This window comes from Pseudomonas sp. BN414, assembly GCF_029871275.1.
Classification (GTDB): domain Bacteria; phylum Pseudomonadota; class Gammaproteobacteria; order Pseudomonadales; family Pseudomonadaceae; genus Metapseudomonas; species Metapseudomonas resinovorans_C.
The window spans coordinates 193,522-211,994 of record NZ_SSOL01000054.1 but is presented as its reverse complement, the minus strand read 5'-3'; the positions used below and the strand labels follow the sequence as shown (position 1 = coordinate 211,994).

General features: G+C 61.9%; 18 protein-coding genes. 5 read left to right on the top strand and 13 right to left on the bottom strand.

The window, feature by feature from the left end; all coding sequences use genetic code 11:
* Positions 1–231 precede the first annotated feature (231 nt).
* The 4 genes from msrQ to ilvC form a co-directional block, all read right to left on the bottom strand.
* Complete coding sequence (gene msrQ, locus E8E95_RS11490) at positions 232–864, bottom strand: protein-methionine-sulfoxide reductase heme-binding subunit MsrQ (protein WP_280350112.1); 633 nt, start codon at positions 862–864, stop codon at positions 232–234.
* On the bottom strand, positions 864–1,868 hold the full coding sequence (msrP, locus tag E8E95_RS11485; protein ID WP_280350110.1) for a protein-methionine-sulfoxide reductase catalytic subunit MsrP: 1,005 nt from the start codon (positions 1,866–1,868) through the stop codon (positions 864–866). Before msrP ends, msrQ begins: the two co-directional genes overlap by 1 nt.
* 60 nt (positions 1,869–1,928) lie before the next feature.
* Complete coding sequence (gene pssA, locus E8E95_RS11480; RefSeq protein ID WP_077522940.1) at positions 1,929–2,744, bottom strand: CDP-diacylglycerol--serine O-phosphatidyltransferase; 816 nt, start codon at positions 2,742–2,744, stop codon at positions 1,929–1,931.
* A 144-nt stretch (positions 2,745–2,888) separates the two neighbouring features.
* Positions 2,889–3,947, bottom strand: a complete 1,059-nt coding sequence (gene ilvC / locus E8E95_RS11475; RefSeq protein ID WP_280350107.1) for a ketol-acid reductoisomerase — start codon at positions 3,945–3,947, stop codon at positions 2,889–2,891.
* 82 nt (positions 3,948–4,029) lie between these two features.
* Here ilvC and ilvY point away from each other — a divergent pair, with 82 nt between their 5' ends.
* Positions 4,030–4,911: an HTH-type transcriptional activator IlvY gene (gene ilvY / locus E8E95_RS11470; RefSeq protein ID WP_280350105.1), complete on the top strand. Its 882-nt coding sequence runs from the start codon at positions 4,030–4,032 to the stop codon at positions 4,909–4,911.
* 51 nt (positions 4,912–4,962) lie between these two features.
* Here the strand turns inward: ilvY and ilvN are convergent, their stop codons facing one another.
* A complete protein-coding gene (ilvN, locus tag E8E95_RS11465; RefSeq protein ID WP_028630051.1) occupies positions 4,963–5,454 on the bottom strand; it encodes an acetolactate synthase small subunit in 492 nt (163 codons plus the stop codon).
* 2 nt (positions 5,455–5,456) lie between these two features.
* On the bottom strand, positions 5,457–7,181 hold the full coding sequence (locus E8E95_RS11460; RefSeq protein ID WP_280350102.1) for an acetolactate synthase 3 large subunit: 1,725 nt from the start codon (positions 7,179–7,181) through the stop codon (positions 5,457–5,459).
* 409 nt (positions 7,182–7,590) lie between these two features.
* Here E8E95_RS11460 and E8E95_RS11455 point away from each other — a divergent pair, with 409 nt between their 5' ends.
* Complete coding sequence (locus E8E95_RS11455) at positions 7,591–8,049, top strand: DUF4124 domain-containing protein (RefSeq protein WP_280350099.1); 459 nt, start codon at positions 7,591–7,593, stop codon at positions 8,047–8,049.
* A gap of 9 nt (positions 8,050–8,058) precedes the next feature.
* Here E8E95_RS11455 and E8E95_RS11450 read toward each other — a convergent pair whose 3' ends face one another.
* Genes E8E95_RS11450 through mrcB form a run of 3 tightly spaced genes read right to left on the bottom strand, consistent with a single transcriptional unit; the run spans position 8,059 to position 11,487 of the window.
* Positions 8,059–8,388, bottom strand: a complete 330-nt coding sequence (locus E8E95_RS11450; protein WP_280350097.1) for a YqcC family protein — start codon at positions 8,386–8,388, stop codon at positions 8,059–8,061.
* Positions 8,388–9,152 (bottom strand): tetratricopeptide repeat protein, encoded by a 765-nt coding sequence (locus E8E95_RS11445; RefSeq protein WP_280350095.1) that lies wholly within the window; start codon positions 9,150–9,152, stop codon positions 8,388–8,390. The genes E8E95_RS11450 and E8E95_RS11445 overlap by 1 nt, the downstream gene beginning before the upstream one ends.
* A gap of 16 nt (positions 9,153–9,168) precedes the next feature.
* Positions 9,169–11,487: a penicillin-binding protein 1B gene (mrcB, locus tag E8E95_RS11440; protein ID WP_280350093.1), complete on the bottom strand. Its 2,319-nt coding sequence runs from the start codon at positions 11,485–11,487 to the stop codon at positions 9,169–9,171.
* A 115-nt stretch (positions 11,488–11,602) separates the two neighbouring features.
* Here mrcB and E8E95_RS11435 point away from each other — a divergent pair, with 115 nt between their 5' ends.
* The 3 genes from E8E95_RS11435 (at position 11,603) to E8E95_RS11425 (ending at position 14,605) form a co-directional block, all read left to right on the top strand.
* A complete protein-coding gene (locus E8E95_RS11435; RefSeq protein ID WP_280350090.1) occupies positions 11,603–13,162 on the top strand; it encodes a bifunctional aminoglycoside phosphotransferase/ATP-binding protein in 1,560 nt (519 codons plus the stop codon).
* 264 nt (positions 13,163–13,426) lie between these two features.
* A complete protein-coding gene (locus E8E95_RS11430; RefSeq protein ID WP_179057686.1) occupies positions 13,427–13,699 on the top strand; it encodes a TfoX/Sxy family protein in 273 nt (90 codons plus the stop codon).
* Between the two features lie 105 nt (positions 13,700–13,804).
* Positions 13,805–14,605, top strand: a complete 801-nt coding sequence (locus tag E8E95_RS11425; RefSeq protein WP_280350087.1) for a cyclic nucleotide-binding domain-containing protein — start codon at positions 13,805–13,807, stop codon at positions 14,603–14,605.
* Between the two features lie 253 nt (positions 14,606–14,858).
* Here the strand turns inward: E8E95_RS11425 and E8E95_RS11420 are convergent, their stop codons facing one another.
* Genes E8E95_RS11420 through E8E95_RS11405 form a run of 4 tightly spaced genes read right to left on the bottom strand, consistent with a single transcriptional unit; the run spans position 14,859 to position 18,462 of the window.
* Positions 14,859–15,743 carry a ChaN family lipoprotein gene (locus tag E8E95_RS11420; RefSeq protein ID WP_280350085.1) on the bottom strand — a complete coding sequence of 295 codons (885 nt, stop codon included), beginning with the start codon at positions 15,741–15,743 and terminating at the stop codon, positions 14,859–14,861.
* 18 nt (positions 15,744–15,761) lie between these two features.
* The gene (locus tag E8E95_RS11415; protein ID WP_280350083.1) at positions 15,762–16,529 is read right to left on the bottom strand and encodes a heme ABC transporter ATP-binding protein; all 768 of its coding nucleotides are present in this window, start codon (positions 16,527–16,529) and stop codon (positions 15,762–15,764) included.
* The gene (locus E8E95_RS11410; RefSeq protein ID WP_280350081.1) at positions 16,529–17,566 is read right to left on the bottom strand and encodes an iron chelate uptake ABC transporter family permease subunit; all 1,038 of its coding nucleotides are present in this window, start codon (positions 17,564–17,566) and stop codon (positions 16,529–16,531) included. Before E8E95_RS11410 ends, E8E95_RS11415 begins: the two co-directional genes overlap by 1 nt.
* The gene (locus E8E95_RS11405) at positions 17,563–18,462 is read right to left on the bottom strand and encodes an ABC transporter substrate-binding protein (RefSeq protein ID WP_280350079.1); all 900 of its coding nucleotides are present in this window, start codon (positions 18,460–18,462) and stop codon (positions 17,563–17,565) included. The genes E8E95_RS11410 and E8E95_RS11405 overlap by 4 nt, the downstream gene beginning before the upstream one ends.
* Between the last annotated feature and the right edge of the window lie 11 nt (positions 18,463–18,473).

Below are 18,473 nucleotides of genomic sequence, written 5' to 3'. Positions count from 1 at the left end.
GATTCACTCTTCTCGTCAGCGGGAGGCGCATTCTACAGCGTTCAAACTCGCTGTCAACACCTCGATGATCACCTTCATTCACTCCTTTCGGAAGATTGAAGCAGCCAGCACTACCACCGCTGACCGATCACCACTCCCTGCACCTCTATTCAGTTAAGTGCTTGATTTTCAAGCTCTTTCTCTGCTGCGTCGCTGGGAGAGGTGCGCATTATAGGGATGTAGAATCTGCCGTCAACACTTAATTGAAACCTTTTTGTCATTTCGCCTGAAAGTTGCAAATACCCTGGGCAGCCAACGCTCTACCAGCGGGAGTCTCAGCAACATCAATGCGGCACCGACAAGCGCGTAGCCGGCCCACTCGGCCATATCGGCACGGACAACCCAAAGCATATGCAGCAATGCGATGGCCAGGATGGCGTAAACCAGCCTGTGCAATTGCTTCCAACGCTTGCCCAGTCGACGGATGCTGAAGCGATTGGACGTCACAGCGAGCGCAAGCAAACCACTGAACCCCAGGGCACCCACGAATATATAGGGGCGCTTGCCCAGATCGATCAGGAGCTGCTGCATGTCCAGGCCAAGAAGGAAGACGGCATAGCCGGTGATATGCAGCACCACATAGGTGAAGCACCAAAGCCCCAGCTGGCGACGCACTGCGATCCACCCTCCCCAGCCGGTCAGCTTCTGCAGCGGTGTCATGGACAAGGTGATAAGCAGCAACCAGAGTGCGGCCAACCCCAGATGGTCAACGAGCACCTTGCCCGGGTCGGGACCCAGAGCAAATATCCAGGCCTGATAAAGCCACAGCCCAACAGGGATCGGCGCTATCAGGAACACGAACAATCGCCAAAGCTTGAATCGCATCAGTAGTTCTTCCTCAGATCCAGCCCGGCATAGAGGCTGGCCACTTCGTCATAGCCGTTGAACATGCGCGTCGGCACGATATTCGGGCTGAACAGCCCACTGGGTAGTCGTCGCTCGTGCGCCTGACTCCAGCGAGGATGGTCCACCTCAGGATTGACGTTGGAATAGAAGCCATATTCCTCTGGGGCGATGGATTGCCATGTTGTCGGTGGCTGCTCGCTGACCAGACTGATTCGCACGATCGACTTGATGCTCTTGAAGCCGTACTTCCAGGGCACCACCAATCGAAGCGGTGCGCCATTCTGATTTGGCAAGACGCGCCCATACATTCCCACGACCAAGATGGTTAGCGGATGCATTGCCTCGTCCAGGCGCAATCCTTCTACGTAAGGCCAGTCGATAAGGGAGAACCCGGAGCGCACACCGGCCATTTCATCTGGTGCGAGCCGGGTTTCGAAGCTGACGTATTTGGCATTACTGGTAGGTTCGACTCGCTTCAGCAGATCCGCAAAGGGGAACCCGAGCCAGGGAATCACCATGGACCAGGCTTCCACACACCGGAGACGATAGATGCGTTCTTCCAGCCCATGAGGTTTCACCAAGTCCTCTATCGAGTAAGTACCCGGCTTGGCCACTTCACCCTCTATCTGCACCGTCCACGGCTCGAGCTGCATCTTCTCGGCATATCGCGCCGGATCCCCCTTGTTGGTTCCGAACTCATAGAAGTTGTTGTAGTGGGTCGCATCCTGAAAGGGCGTGATCGATTCGCTACCCGGTGTAACCGCCTGCCAATGGGTACGCGCCAGCTTTTCGTTGAACCAGGCCGGACCTTGGACTGACTCGACATCGGGGTAGGTCGACGCGGCCAGGGAATGACCGGGCAATGCGGCCATTGCGGCAAGTCCGCCGGCGGCGGCAATCAACTGGCGTCGGGAGAGATAGACGGATTCAGGCGTGACTTCGTGCTCGCGGCACGCGGAGGAAGGTGGGATCTGGATCAGCATGGCGGCTCCGCAATTCGGGCTGAGATGCCCAATGGACTGCGGAGCCGCGAAGAAATTACATCACTCGACTTGCTTGCGACGACGCAGCTGGAGCAAGTATTGCACTGGCCCGGACGCGGCGTAAGCCAGGAAGATCAGCAGGAGAATGCGCGGCGGGTCGCTGAAGACCACGGCAAAGGCCAGCACAACGACCAGGATGGCCACGAAGGGCACGCGACCTTTCAGGTCCAGGTCCTTGAAGCTGTAGAACTTGATGTTGCTCACCATCAGCATGCCGGCCAGGGCAACCAGCAGGGCCACGATGAACGACATGTTCGAACCCTTGATGCCGAAATCGCTGAACGCCCAGACCGTACCAGCCACCACCCCTGCTGCTGCCGGGCTTGCGAGACCAATGAAGAAGCGCTTGTCTACCTTGCCGATCTGGGTATTGAAGCGAGCCAGTCGCAGCGCCGCACCAGCAACATAGATGAAGGCCACGGTCAGACCAACACTGCCCAGACCACTCAGTGCCCACTCGAACGCCAGCAGGGCAGGAGCAACACCGAAGGCAACCATGTCCGACAACGAGTCGTACTCGGCCCCGAAGGCACTCTGGGTATTGGTCAGACGGGCGACGCGGCCATCGAGACTATCCAGCACCATGGCTACGAAGATGGTGGCAGCGGCCACCGAGAAATTGCCGCTCATGGCATTGATGATGGCATAGAAGCCGGCGAACAGGTTCGCGGTGGTAAACAGGTTGGGCAGCAGGTAAATACCGCGATGCCGGACTTTGCGGCCCTCAGCGTCCTGGCCTTCCTCGACATGTTCGTCGATGGGCAGCAGGCTGTCGTCTTCGGGGGCCTGATGCGGTTCTTCGGGGCGTTCACTCATGAACAACATCCTTGCAGCGAATTCGAGGTGTGGTAGGCGACTCGTTTGAACGCGCCGCCCGACAAACAGGCTTTATACCAGAACAGGACAGCCATAACGAAAGAACGCGGCCAAGGCCGCGTTCTTTGGGGATCGGAAAAGACCTTAGTTCTTGGTCTTGTCGACGATCTTGTTGGCGGAGATCCACGGCATCATCGCGCGCAGACGCTCGCCAACCTGCTCGATCGGGTGAGCAGCGTTGTTGCGGCGGTAGGCAGTCATCGAAGCGTAGTTCGAAGCACCTTCCTGGATGAACATCTTGGCGTATTCGCCGTCCTGGATGCGCTTCAGAGCGTTGCGCATGGCCTGACGGGATTCGGCGTTGATGACCTCCGGACCGGTTACGTACTCACCGTACTCGGCGTTGTTGGAGATCGAGTAGTTCATGTTGGCGATGCCGCCTTCGTACATCAGGTCGACGATCAGCTTCAGCTCGTGCAGGCACTCGAAGTAGGCCATTTCCGGCGCGTAACCAGCTTCGACCAGGGTTTCGAAACCGGCTTTCACCAGCTCTACGCAGCCACCGCAGAGAACAGCCTGCTCACCGAACAAGTCGGTTTCGGTCTCGTCCTTGAAGGTGGTTTCGATGATGCCGGTACGACCACCGCCCACGCCGCAAGCGTAGGACAGGGCAACGTTCTTGGCGTTGCCGGAAGCGTCCTGGTAAATAGCTACCAGATCAGGAATACCGCCGCCTTTCACGAACTCGGAGCGAACGGTGTGGCCCGGAGCTTTCGGCGCGATCATGATCACGTCGAGGTCAGCGCGCGGTACGACCTGGTTGTAGTGGATGGCGAAGCCGTGGGCGAAGGCCAGGGTGGCACCCTTCTTCAGGTTCGGCTCGACTTCTTCCTTGTACAGCTTGGACTGGAATTCGTCCGGGGTCAGGATCATTACCAGGTCAGCGGCGGCAACGGCTTCCGGCACGCTCTTGACGGTCAGGCCATGAGCCTCGGCCTTGGCAACGGTGGCGGAACCGGCGCGCAGGCCGACAGTCACGTCCACACCGGAATCATTCAGGTTGCACGCGTGGGCGTGGCCCTGGGAACCGTAACCGATGATGGCAACTTTCTTGCCCTGGATGATGGAGAGGTCACAGTCTTTGTCGTAATAAACTTTCATGTTCCTGACTCTTTTATAGCGAAATGGATGGGGTGCATGCACCGCGACAAGGGCACATTAAGCGATCTGCTCCATTGCGTAAAATGATATATTCGCAACGCAATTTGCCGGAATATGAAACGCTATGGACAACCACTCCCTCAGGCTCTTTCTTTCCCTGGCAGACAACCTGCACTTCGGCAAAACCAGCCGCGAGCAGCATGTCAGCCCCTCGGCGCTCAGTCGCAGCATCAAGCAACTCGAGGACGAACTCGGCGCACCACTATTCGTACGTGACAGCCGCTCGGTTCAGCTGACCCGCGAGGGGCGGCAGTTCCGCGAATACGCGAGCGAGGTCATGAACGGCTGGCATGCCATCCGCCAGCGACTCATGCAGGACCAATTGGACCTGCACGGCGAACTCTCACTGTATTGCTCGGTGACTGCGAGCTACAGCTTCCTCTACGACATCCTGAGCAGCTTCCGCCAGGACTACCCCCGCATCGAAATGAAGCTGCACACCGGTGACCCTGCAAAGGCCGTCGAGCGAGTGCAACAAGGCCAGGAGGATCTTGCCATCGGTGCCCGACCCGACAACCTGCCAGCCGGTGTCGACTTCCAATCGATTACCCGCTCGGAGCTGCGCTTCATTGGCCCACAGTCGCCACAACTGCTGACAGACGAACAACTCAGGCAGCCCACAGCGCAGAGCTGGAAGGACGTGCCGATGATTCTTTCGGAAGAAGGCCTGGCCCGGACCCGGACCGACCGCTGGCTGAAGAATCACGGCATCAAGCCGCGCATCTATGCCCAGGTGAGCGGCAACGAGGCCATCGTCAGCATGGTGAGCCTGGGGTTCGGTATCGGCGTGGTTCCGCAGATCGTGCTCGACAACAGCCCACTGACCGCCCGCATCCGCATCTACGACATCCAGCCGCCATTGGCCCCTTACGACATCGGCCTGTTCGCTCTGGAAAAACGCCTCAAGGACCCGCTGATCGCAGCCTTCTGGAATCGCCGCCAGTAAAATCCGGGCAATAAAAAACCCCGCACCAGGCGGGGTTTTTCATGACTGCTATCAGATCGTCAGCACTTTGTCGCCACGGGAAATCCCGGTGACGCCACTGCGTACGGTTTCCAGGATCGAGCTGGTACCGATGGCCTGGATGAAGCTGTCCAGCTTGTCGCTCGTGCCCGCCAACTGGATCGTGTAGACGCTGGAAGTCACGTCAACGATCTGGCCGCGGAAGATGTCCGTGGTGCGTTTGACCTCGGCACGCTGAGCACCGGTGGCCTTGACCTTGACCAGCATCAGCTCGCGCTCGATGTGAGCGCTTTCCGACAGGTTCACCAGCTTGACCACTTCAATCAGCTTGTTGAGGTTCTTGGTGATCTGCTCGATCACCTCATCATGGCCGATGGTGGTCAGGGTCAGACGCGACAGAGTCGGGTCCTCGGTCGGAGCAACCGTCAGGCTTTCGATGTTGTAGTTGCGCTGGGAGAAGAGGCCGACCACGCGGGACAGAGCGCCCGGCTCGTTCTCAAGCAGCAGGGAAATGATGTGTCGCATGTTCAGGTCCGCTCCGTCTTGCTCAGCCACATGTCGCGCATGGCACCATCCCGAATCTGCATCGGGTAGACGTGCTCGCTGGAGTCGACCTGGATATCGAGGAACACCAGGCGGTTTTTCAGCGAGAACGCTTCTTCCATCTTCGCCTTCAGATCTTTCGGATCAGTCACGCGAATGCCGACGTGGCCATAGGCCTCGGCCAGCTTGACGAAGTCAGGCAGCGATTCCATGTAGGAGTGCGAGTAACGGCTGTTGTACTGCATGTCCTGCCATTGGCGGACCATGCCGAGCGCACCGTTGTTGAGGTTGATGATCTTCACCGGCAGGTCGTACTGCAGGCAGGTGGACAGCTCCTGGATGTTCATCTGGATACTGCCCTCACCGGTCACGCAGGCGACGTCGGTTTCCGGGAAGCTCAGCTTGATGCCCATGGCTGCGGGGAAACCGAAGCCCATGGTGCCCAGGCCGCCGGAGTTGATCCAGCGATTGGGCTTGTTGAAGCGGTAGTACTGCGCCGCGAACATCTGGTGCTGGCCCACGTCGGAGGTGATGTAGGCATCGCCTTTGGTCACTTCCCACAGGGTCTCGATCACGGTCTGCGGCTTGATGATGCTGCCGTCGCCCTTGTCGTAAGGGAACAGGTCACCGCCAGCGCGCCACTCATCGACCTGCTTCCACCAGGCAGCGACGGTTTCCTTGTTCGGGGTTTCGCCGATTTCCTTGAGGATGGCGACCATCTCGGACAGCACGCTGTCGACCGGTCCCACGATCGGGATATCGGCCTTGATGGTCTTGGAGATCGAAGCCGGGTCGATGTCGATATGGATGATCTTGGCGTTCGGGCAGAACTTGGCTGCGCCGTTGATGACGCGGTCATCGAAGCGCGCGCCGACGGCCAGGATCACATCGGAATGGTGCATCGCCAGGTTGGCGGTATAGCTGCCGTGCATGCCCAGCATGCCGACGAACTGGCGATCGGTGCCCGGGAAAGCGCCAAGGCCCATCAGGGTGTTGGTCACCGGCAGGTTGAGCATCTTGGCCAGCTCGGTGAGCTGCTCGGATGCGTTGCCCATGATCACGCCGCCGCCTGCATAGAGGATCGGGCGCTTGGCTGCCAGCAGCATCTCGGCAGCCTTGCGGATCTGACCGGAATGGCCGCGAACGGCAGGGCTGTAGGAACGCAGCTTGACCTTCTTCGGGTAGCTGTATTCGAACTTCTGGGTCGGATCGCCCATGTCCTTCGGAATGTCGACGACAACCGGGCCGGGGCGGCCGGACTGAGCAATGTAGAACGCCTTCTTGATCACCTCGGGGATTTCCGAGGGATGCTTGATGATGAAGCTGTGCTTCACGATCGGGCGGGAGATACCGACCATGTCGGTTTCCTGGAAGGCATCGGTGCCGACCATGTTGCTCGGCACCTGGCCAGACAGGATAACCATCGGGATGGAGTCCATGTAGGCGGTGGCGATGCCGGTAACGGCGTTGGTCGCACCTGGGCCGGACGTCACCAGCACAACACCGGGTTTGCCGGTGGCGCGGGCGTAGCCGTCAGCCATATGGGTAGCAGCCTGTTCATGACGGACCAGGATATGGGTCACTTCATTTTCTTTGAACAGGGCATCGTAAATATGCAGGAGGGCACCACCCGGGTACCCATAAATGTACTTAACGCCTTCGTCACGCAGCGAGCGGACGACCATTTCAGCGCCAGATAAAAGCTCCACGTTTTTCACCTCTAGAACGCCAGATAACCGCCCGCGACCGGACAGCCTGATTAGGTTTGCCTGCAATCAGCGCGTGAGCGACTGGTGGTCGCCGACTACGTCAGCTACTGACTGAACAAGCATTGGGTCGGCCCCTGAGAGTTGTTGCGGGGCTTTCCCACCCAGCGCGAGGTAACGCGTTGCGGGTGTTACAGGTCGGCGCGGGTGTGCACCTCATCGACTACTACAGCTTCCGACTTGCGGCCGGCCCACTGGAATAGCGAACCCTGGATTCTTCGGATTACTACACTACAAGTCAAGTAATCCGTTGCGGAATCTTGCATGGATTGCTGTGACGCGACGCAGGATCAGGACCGGAAGCTTTTGGTTATAGTTAGCGGAGGATTCTCCGCCACCAGAAGGAAACCGCATGCACCGCATGATTTTCGCCGGCAGCCTGCTGCTGGCACTGAGCTCGTCCGCCATGGCCGGCCAGGTCTACAAATGGGTCGACGCCCAGGGTGTCACTCATTTTGGCGCACAGCCGCCGGAAGGCCAGCAGGCCACCAGCGTGAACACCTCGGTACCGAAACCGCGCCCCAGCCTGCCGAGCCTGGATAGCGAAACCAGCCAGCCTGCGGCCCCACTCCCGGAAAGCAAACCGGCGGGCGATCAGAAAGCCATCGATGAGAAGGTGAAGGCGGAAGTCGCGACCCAGGAAGCGGAGCGTCGCAAGTACTGCGACACCATCCGCACCAACCTGGCGCAACTGCAGAACAACCCACGCCTGCGTGCGGAGGTAAACGGGGAAGTTCAGCGGCTGACCGAGGAAGAGCGCCAGTCCCGCATCAAGGAAGCCGAGAAGGCGATCGGCGACAACTGCAACTGAGGCACCGCCTCAGTTCGCCCCACCTATCAACCGGTCGAACGCCCCGATGGCGTCGAGCAGCTTGGCCACTTCGACGAGCCGCCCCCGGTAAACCTCTTCCGCCATGGCGCGGATCCCCGACGCATGCGGCAGCTCCAGGTCATTCTCGATAATGAGCTTCATGCGCGGCAGGAAGATCCACTGAAGCCATTGCTCAAACGCCAGGGTATCGACACAGAACGGCGTCTGGCTCGCCAGAGCCTCCGCGCTGGGTGGCGTTTCCTCCCACAAATCCAGGGCACGCAGCTCCCGCTCGATGAGCAGGAGCTGATCAGCCAGTTCGACGCAGCGCGGGTCCATCAGAGATTGACCTTTGCCTTGTTACGCGCAAGCGCGGCACCGGACGGGTCGCCCTGGCGATCGCGGGAGCGTGCGATCAGATCCCACAGGCTGGCCTGCATGGCCGGACGGCCATTGGCGTAGGTCAGCGCACGACGCGCGAATTGTTCGGCCTGGGCGGCATCGCCCTGGGCAAGGCGCACTTCGGCCAGTCGATAGAGCACTTGCGGTTCACGAGGCGCGATGCGCTGCGCACGTTCCAGGCTGGCCGCGGCGCCATTGAGATCGCCACCACCCTGTTGCTGCTGGGCGGTGGTCAGCAGCGCCAGCACTGGACCGTCAAGCTGTTCGTCGGCCGCCAGACCGCCCGCGTTGCTGGGGATGCCGGTCGGAGCGCTGGGTGCGGGAGCACTGTAGCTGGGAACGGTGTAATTGCTGGAACCAGTAATGGGGGCGCTGGGCGCTGTGGCAGCCGGACCACCTGTAATGGGACCGGGAGTAATACCGCCGCTGGTGATACTGCCGCTGATAGGTGCACTGGATGCCGGTGCGGCGATGGGCGCGCCGGAACTGGCGCCCGGCACCATCACTACCACGCCGGAATCTTCGGGAATGCTGCGCGGCGCCGCGGGTGCCTGCTTGTAGCCCCCGCGGTTGGAGGTTCCCTGTTCCAGTTCGGACAGGGGCGCGCCGGAGTCGACCACGGGAATGGCGCCTCGCTGCGGGGTAGAGCAACCGGCTAGCAAGGCGGCTGCCGCAAGGGCGGGAATCCAGGCTTTACTCACGTTTCGTCCTCTCGGTTCATTGCATCCAACCGCGAACCCAGTCCATTACCGAGTCCACGGGTGCTCCCAGGCCGCAGGGTGCGCCTGGTGCGGGTTCGCTGCCACGAATGTACGGCATCTGGACTGCGCCAGGGCAGCTCTGGTCAGAGCCCTGGCCGCTATGCGGATCAATCCACGCCTGAGTCACGTTATCCGGCATCGGCATATCCAGGGGCAGCGGATCGGCCTTGCGCATGAAGCTGGTCCACACCTGCAGTGCGCCTGTGGCGCCCGTCAGCGGCGTCTTGCCATTGTCGTCGCGCCCCAGCCAGACCACGGCCAGCAGATCCTGGCTGAAGCCCGCAAACCAGCTGTCACGGGAATCGTTCGTCGTGCCGGTCTTGCCCGCGAGGGTCAGGGATGACGGCAACTGGCTGTACACCGAGCGCGCCGTACCTTCACGCATCACACGTTGCATCGCGTTCTGCACCAGGTAGATGGCACCCGGATCGAAGCGTTGCTGGATCTGGAAGGGGTAACGCTTGAGCGGTTCGCCCTCTGCAGTCAACACGCTGCGGATCGCCCGCAACGGCGTATTGAAGCCCCCATTGGCCAGTGTCTGGTACATGGTCGCCACTTCCATCGGGCTCAACGCACCGGCGCCAAGCAACATCGACGGATAAGCCGGCCACTCACGAGAAACACCAAGCCTCTCGAGGGTTTTGAGCACATTGGGCACGCCCAGTTCCAGACCCAGCTTGGCAGTCGACAAGTTGTAGGAATTGGCCAGCCCCTGATAGAGGTAGATGGTCCCGTGGGCGCGGCGATCGTAGTTCTGCGGACGCCAAACCTGTCCGTCCTGCCCTTTCACCGAGAAGGGTTCATCAGCTACCCAACTGGTCAGGGTGTACTCGCTCGGACGCTCCAGTGCGGTGAGGTAGATCGCCGGCTTGATCAGAGAGCCGATGGGGCGTACCGCATCTACGGCTCGGTTGAAACCGGCGAAGCGCGGTTGGCGGCTGCCGATCAGTGCCTGGATCTCACCGGTTTCCGGATTGCTCACGACCATGGCCGATTCCACCTGGTCCACGCCCTTGCGCCCTGCCAGGCGTTTCAAGGTTTCGTCCAGCGAGGTTTCCGCCTTGGACTGCAGGATGGGATCGAAACTGGTGAAGATGCGCAGACCTTCTTCGGTCAGGTCTTCTTCGCGGTAATCCTGGCGCAGCTGGCGTTTCACCAGATCGAGGAAGGCCGGATAAGAACTGTCCGCCAGGCTGCCGCGCTTGCTCACGCCCAGGGGCTTCGCTTTGGCTGCAGCAGCTTCGGCAGGCGTGATGACGCTTTGCTCGGCAAGTAGATCGATCACCAGATTGCGGCGCTCCAGCGCGCGCTCCGGGAAGCGACGGGGGTTGTAGTAGGACGGTCCCTTGACCATGCCCACCAGCAACGCGATCTGGTCCACCTTCAGCTCAGCCAAGGGCTGACTGAAGAAATACTGGCTGGCGAGGCCGAAGCCATGGATGGCGCGCTGGCCGTCCTGGCCGAGGAACACCTCGTTCAGGTAGGCCTCGAGGATTTCACGCTTGTCGTAATGCAGCTCCAGCAGTACCGCCATCATGGCCTCGGTGGCCTTGCGGGAAATGCTGCGCTCGCTGGTCAGGTAGAAGTTCTTCACCAGCTGCTGGGTCAAGGTACTGCCGCCCTGGCGCAGTTCACCGGCAGTGGCATTGATCCAGAAGGCACGGGCAATGGACTTGAGGGAAACGCCGTGGTGATTGAAGAACTCGCGGTCTTCTGTCGCTACCAGGGTTTCCACCATATAGGCCGGCACCTGATCCAGCTTGATCAGCACGCGGTCTTCATGATGAGCGGGATACAGCCCGCCGATCAGCAGCGGCTCCAGGCGAGTCACGGCGAGGTCAGCGCCGCTTGCCTGAGTCAGGCCCGCCACATAGTCGCCGGAAAAACGCACGCGCACCCGCTGCGCCGGCTCGGCACCTTCATAGAACTGGAAGCCACGGGTATTGAGATCTACGGTACTGCCGGACACGGCGGCGGCGCCCGGGCCGTTGGACACGCTCTCGCGGCGGTAGCCCAGGGCGTCGAGTTCCTTCAGGAAATCGTCCTTGGACAGTTTCAGGCCGACGAACAGCTCCAGCGGGCGGGCATAGACCTTCGCCGGCACTGTCCAGCGTTTGCCGGAGAATTTCTCCTGCACCACGGCGTCGAGATAGATGGCAAAACCGGCCAGCACTACCAGGCCTACCAGGCCCAGTTTGACGGCCCAGCCCAACCAGGGGCGAAGGCCGCTGGAACGGCGTTTAGAGCGGGATTTGGGGGATCGGGGACGAGTCATGGCGGCGCATTATACGCACTTTATCCACAGCCAACAGGCACGCCCTGACGGTTTGCAGGGCCGCCTGCAGAGGCGATAATGCCGCCCTTCCACAGCGACAGAACAAGGAATGCCCGTGAGCCAGTCCCTGATAGCCGCCCTGCAGAATCCCGCCCTTTACCCCCACTCGGTGGACGGGTTCCAGGTCATCGAGACGCACATCTCCTGGGTGCTGCTGACCGGAAGTTACGTCTACAAGGTGAAAAAGCCGGTGAATTTCGGCTTCCTCGACTTCACCGACCTCGACGGCCGCCGGCACTTCTGCGAGGAAGAACTGCGCCTCAACCAGCGCCTGACCCGCGACCTCTATCTGGAAGTCCTGCCGATCACCGGTAGCATTGAGGCCCCGCAGATCAATGGCGACGGCCCGGCCATCGAGTACGTGCTGAAGATGCGCCAGTTCCCCCAGGAAAACCTGCTCAGCGCATTGCAGGCTCGCGGCGAGCTGGCCCCCGCCCATGTCGACGCACTGGCCGGGCAGATCGCCAGCTTCCACCTGGCCGCACCGAAAGTGGCCCTCGAACACCCGCTGGGCACTGCCGATGCAGTGATGATGCCCGTCCGCCAGAACTTCGAGCAGATTCGCCCGCTGCTCAACGACAAGGCCGACCTGCAACAACTGGACGCGCTCGAGGCCTGGGCCGAAAGCAGCCACGAGCGCCTCAAGCCCCTGCTCGTGCGACGCAAGCAGGAAGGCTTCATTCGCGAGTGTCACGGTGATATCCACCTCGGCAACGCGACGCTGATCGACGGCGAAGTCGTGCTCTTCGACTGCATCGAGTTCAACGAACCCTTCCGCTTCACCGACGTCTACGCCGACATCGCCTTCATCGCCATGGACCTGGAAGACCGCGGCCTCAAGTCCCTTTCCCGCCGCCTGGTCAGCCAGTATCTGGAGCACAGCGGCGACTACGAAGGACTGGAGCTGCTCAACTTCTACAAGGCCTACCGCGCGCTGGTTCGCGCCAAGATCGCCCTGTTCAGCCTGGCTCACCAGGACGATGCCGTGCAAAAGGCCGCCACTGTTCGCCAGTACCGCAACTATGCGGGCCTCGCGGAAAGCTACAGCGCCATCCCGTCACCCTTCCTGGCCATCACCAGTGGCGTGTCCGCTTCCGGCAAGAGCCACGTCGCGCTGCGCCTTGTGGAGGCCCTGGGCGCCATTCGCCTGCGCTCGGACGTTGAGCGCAAGCGCCTGTTCGGTGAACAGCCAGCCGGTGCGCAAGGGCTGCAGGACGGCATCTATAACGCTGACGCGAGCAAGGCGACCTACGAACACCTCAACGAACTGGCGCGCGTGATCCTGCATGCCGGCTTCCCGGTAGTGATGGACGCCACCTTCCTGAAACAGGACCAGCGCAAGGCTGCCCGCCAGGTTGCCGAAGAGACCGGCACACCGTTCCTGATCCTCGACTGCCACGCGCCGGAAGCGGTGATCGAGGCCTGGCTGGAGCAGCGTCGGGCCGAAGGCAACGACCCATCTGACGCCACCATGGATGTGGTGCGCGCCCAACTGGCGAGCCGCGAACCGCTGGATACCGTCGAGCAGGCACAAAGCAAACGGATCGAAACTGATCAGCCCGCCAGCCTCGATGGCCTGGTAGAGCTCATCCGCCAACACCTGCCGGGCGTCTGACCGCCCCCTCGCCGCGCCGGGCAACATCCGTCGCGGCTTCTATACTGCCGGCTGGGTCGCACTCAGCCGGTAGCCGGAACTTCCCCGCCGATTACCCGTGCAGACAGTTGAAACCTGCGCCCACCCTATCGTCAGCAGTGATCGTATTCCGTGCAGGGAGCGCACGAGGATTGAGCGATAGCACAAGGCCACGCCCCAAGAATGGCCGCTACACTTATCCATAGGCCCTGCTCCTCTCGTGCCATTCCATCGCAAGGAGGCTCGATGAACGACGAACTGCAACACATGAAGAATCTGGGTAAGACTTCTGCACAGTGGCTGCATGCCGTCGGCATCCACAGCGCGTCCGATTTGCGCAGGCTAGGCGCTGTCGGTGCCTACAAAGCAGTTCGGGCACGAGGTTTCCGGGCGTCCAAGGTTCTGCTCTATGCCATCGAGGGTGCCCTGCTGGACATCCACTGGAACGACCTGCCGCCTGGCCACAAGGCAGAATTGAACCATCAGCTGGATACTCCAGTCGCCCACAACAAGAGCTAGCTCACAACCTCCATCAAGAGAGATTTACGAGCCGGCCCGAGGTCCCTATTGTTTCAGGGACCTTCGTGTGCGATGCCATTCCAGACAGTTCAAGGAATTACTGCCATGTACCTACTCGGGGAGCAACCGGCCTACGCCGACCAGCTGATCAACAGACTGCAAAGCATCCCCGGGCAGTTGCTCGACGGGCTGGAACCCAGCGGCCCCTCACTGCGCCTGGAGCAGATCGAAGACCTGTCACCGCTGATGCCCGGAAACCAGCTGTTCCTGATCGAGAACGGCCTGATCCATGCCATCGTCGACGAGCGCCCGCTTTTCTATCTTCAGGAGGGTGACCTGATCGGCCTGCGCCAGGGCATCGACCTGCCCTCCTGCCGCTACAGCAGCGACGAGCCCATCAGCCTCCTGCCGTTCAGCCGCAGTGAAGTGTTCAAGCACATTTACGGCAACGAGAAGCGCCAGGAGCTGTTCATCCAGTACCTGGTGGGTCATACCGCCCTGCTCTCGGATGCCGTGGCTCGCCTGAAGCAACCGGACGTACGCCCCTCCACCGGCTTCCAGCACTTCTCCGCTGGCGAGGAGCTGATTCACCAGGGCGACGAAGCCGACCACGTCTTCATCATCATCGAAGGCCATGCGGAAGCCTTCGTCGATGGGCAAAAGGTGGGCGATGTGCAGAAGGATGAAATCTTCGGCGCCATGGCCGTGTTCACCCGTGAGCGCCGCAGCGCCACGGTGGTGGCCAGCGAGGCCTGCACCGTGATGGTGATTCCCAAGGAGCAATTCCTCAGCCTGATGCAGAGCAATCCGCGGATCGCCCACAGCCTCATCGAGAGCATGGCGCGCCGCATCGACCTGCTGAACAAGGAAGTCACCCAGCTTCGGCTATCCCCCGAGCGAAACTGATCCAGACAACAGAAACCCCGGCACAGGCCGGGGTTTCTGCTTATGGAATCAACGGATGAAGAAAGTTCGGAATCGACGCTTGACCCGAAAATGATAATCGTTATTATTAACTCAACTGATCGCGAGATCAGCCGGTAAGCTGAGATTCCAAGCAGTCGGATTCTTCAGGTTATCTCCTCATCAGGCTAATCACGGTTTTCGACCCGGCAAATTGCCGGGTCTTTTTTTGCCCGCGATTTTCATCCGGCGCGCCTCAGCGCGCCGGAGCCATCTGTTTCTTCAGGTTGGCGCAGTGATCGATAGGGGCAAGCGCCGCGGTGTACCAGACATAGTCGGCTGCACCCCGCTCCACCGGTTTACCCACCTCGGAGAGGATCAGCACGGCATTGCCATCGGCCTTCCCTTGGTCCGCCAGGTGCAGGGGCACGCCCAGGTCGCGGCGCACATGGAAAGCGCCGGCGAACAGCATCGCCGGGGCCGGTGCCGCCTGCAGCCTCTCGGCCATGCGGCGGTCGCGCTGCTGCTGCACTGCCAGCATCGCTGGCATCTGCGATTCCGGGAGCATGCCGCAATGCGAATCGCGAATCTGCTCCAGCAGCGGTTCACGCACGGACTCAGCAGTGGACAGCTTGCCTTGCAGGGCCGGGCGCTCCTTGTAGATGCGCTTGATCTCGCTGCGGTCGAGGTTGGCCGCGAGCAGTGGATAGGGCTGCGTCAGTGCATGGCGGACGATCGGCCCGTACAACGCCCAGTTCCAGTTCTTCTGCCAGGCCAGCGCCTGGGACAGGTCACTGGGCATCGGCCCGCGGCGCACAGCATCGACCTTGGCCTGCTGTTCGGGTTCGAGCATCTCCAGCAACAGGCTGCCCTGCTCACGGCGACTCTCAAGGGCCTGCAGCAGCCAGAGCTGCAGGGCATGGTGATCCGGATTGTCATGCTGCTCGCCAACCAGTACGCGCGGCTGGGCAGCGAGCCGTTCGACCAGCTGCTCCGGCGTCAGAAGCTCCCCGGTACGCAGGTCACGGATTTCACCAAGCTCCGGTCGATCATGCCCCTCGGGGCTCTGCCAGGCTGGCGGTGGTGGCAGGGTCTGGCAGGCAGCCAGCAGGCTGCAGAAGAAAAGCAGGAAAACGCGCATGGAAAGTCCTTGTTTGATTCAGCGAGCAACAATCAGCGGATGGCCCCGCTCCGGATGGCGCTGCACCAGCACCTCCAGGCCGAAGACGGCCTTGAGTGGTTCCGCCTGAAGCACCTGCGCCGGCGAACCCAGCACATGCGGCCGACCATCGGCGAGCAACAGCAGGCGATCGCAGTAACGCGCAGCCAGATTCAGGTCATGGAGGATCACCAGCACCGCTACTCCGCGCTCGGCGAAAGTACGCACGGCCTGCAGGGTGATGTGCTGGTGCAAGGGATCGAGCGCCGAAGTGGGTTCGTCGAGCAACAGTATCTGCCCGGCATTCCCCGGCCAGAGTTGCGCCAGCACCCGGGCCAGGTGCACGCGTTGACGCTCACCCCCGGACAACGCCACATAGCTGCGGCCAGCAAGGTGACTGGCATCGGCCGCCTCCAGCGCCTGCGCAACGACCTCGGCATCGCGTTCCCGCCCCGTGTCGTGAGGCATGCGCCCCATGGCCACGACCTCTTCGACGCGAAACGCGAAGCTCAGCGTGGAGCTTTGCGGCAGCACCGCAAGACGCCGTGCGCGCTGCGGACCGTTCCAGTCGGCCAGCGCGCGGCCATCGAGGCTGACACCCCCGCCTGCGGGTGACACCTCGCCGCACAAGGCCCCGAGCAGGGTGCTCTTGCCTGCCCCGTTGGGCCCGAGCACACCCAGTACCTCGCCGGCTTGCAGTTCCAGATCGACGCCCGTCAGCACTTGCTTGCCGCCGCGCAGCACGTCCAGTTGTTCAACGCGCAGCATCAGCTACGACCTCGCACCAGCAGATAAAGGAAGAACGGCGCGCCGATGAGCGCCGTGACGATACCGATGGGCAACTCCGCCGGCGCCAGCACCAGGCGTGCGGCCAGATCCGCCAGCAGCATCAGGCTGGCCCCGGCCAGTGCCGACGCGGGCAGCAGGATTCGGTGATCAGGACCGGAAACCAGGCGTACCAGGTGCGGCACCACCAGACCGATGAAGCCGATGAGGCCGGCCGCCGCCACTGCAGCGCCCACACCGAGCGCGGTACAGAACACCAGCTCGCGTTTCAGGCGTTCCACGTCGAACCCCAGATGACGGGCCTCGGACTCGCCCAGCAACATGGCGTTAAGTGCCTTGGCCCGACGTGGAAGCCAGACGATGACGAACAGGGTGACGATCAGCAGCGGCCATAGCCGCGAATAGCTGGCACCGTTGAGGCTGCCCATGTTCCAGAAGGTCAGGCTGCGCAGGGTGGCGTCGTCGGCCAGGTAGGTGAACAGGCCGATCACTGCACCGGCCAACGCTGTAAGGGCGATGCCCGCGAGCAGCATGGTGGCCACGCTGGTCTGGCCGTCGCGGCGCCCCAGGCGATAGACCAGCACCGTCACCCCCAGGCCTCCTGCAAAGGCGCAGATGGACAGCAGATAGGGCGCGAATGCGTCCGGTAATCCGCCCAGTGCTGCGCCTCCAACAATGGCGGCGGCACCGCCCAATGCGGCACCACTGGACACCCCGACCAGACCGGGGTCCGCCAGCGGGTTGCGGAATAGCCCCTGCATGGCGACACCGGACAAGGCCAGCACCGCACCCACCGCCAGCCCGAGCAGGGTACGCGGCAGGCGAATCTGCCCAACGATCAGTTCAGCCTGCTCAAGACCCTGGGCGGAAAACGGCAGGCCCGCCATGCGCAGGGCCGCACGCAGGGTGTCCCCCAGGGGCAGGCTGACCGGCCCCAGCGCCAGCGACAACCAGAGCGCCAGGAACAGCAGTACGCCCAGCGCGATGAATAATGGACGGGAAGCGACAGACGCGGTCATGGCTGGCTCGGGCTTTTCTCGGTCAGGGCCGGAGCCGAAGGATAGAAGCCTGCGGAAAGCGCAGCCATGCCATCAGGCAGGCGCGGACCCAGCCCTCCCACCAGCAAGGTCGGATCGAGGCTGAGCAGGCGACCTTCGCGGGCGGCGCGGGTCGCGGCCAGGGCCGGATTCTGCTTGAGCAGCGCCTCGCGTGCAGCATCGCCTTCCAGGCGGCGATCAGCGATCACCACGACGTCCGGGTCCAGCGCGGCCAGAGCCTCATTGGAAATTGCCTTGTAACCCTGATGGTCGGTGAGGTTCTGCCCACCGGCACGTTCGATCAGCCACGCGGCAGCCGTGTCCTTGCCGCCGGCCATCGGTGTGCTCCCGGAATGCCCCAGCAGGAACAGTACGCGCGGCGCTTTCTGCACCTGTTGTGCCTGGGCAACCCAGTCAGCCTGTCGCTGCAGCCGCTGACGGTAATCGGCAAGGGCCTGGTCGGCACGGGCTTCATCGCCCAGCAAGGTGCCGATCAGCTTGAGGTTCTTTTCAAGGGTGGCGAGGTCGGGCGTGGACGCCAGACGCTCGATGCGCACCCCGGCGGCCGTGATCTGCGCCAGCACCGGCGGTGGCCCCATTTCCTCGGTACCGACCAGGACGTCCGGACGTAGCGAGAGAATCCCCTCCGCCGCCAACTGTCGCTGGTAACCGATGCTGGGAAGGTTCTTCAGTGCTTCGGGATGCTGGCTGGTGGTATCCACGCCCACGAGCTTGGCCTGGCCACCCAGGACCACGACCCATTCGCTGACGGAACCACCGGCGCTGACCCAGCGCTGAGGCAGCGCTTCGGCCGCAGCGGCCTGGTGAGAAAACAGGATGCCTGCGCAAAGGCTGGCCAGACCGACAACTAGACGCATCGAAAACAACT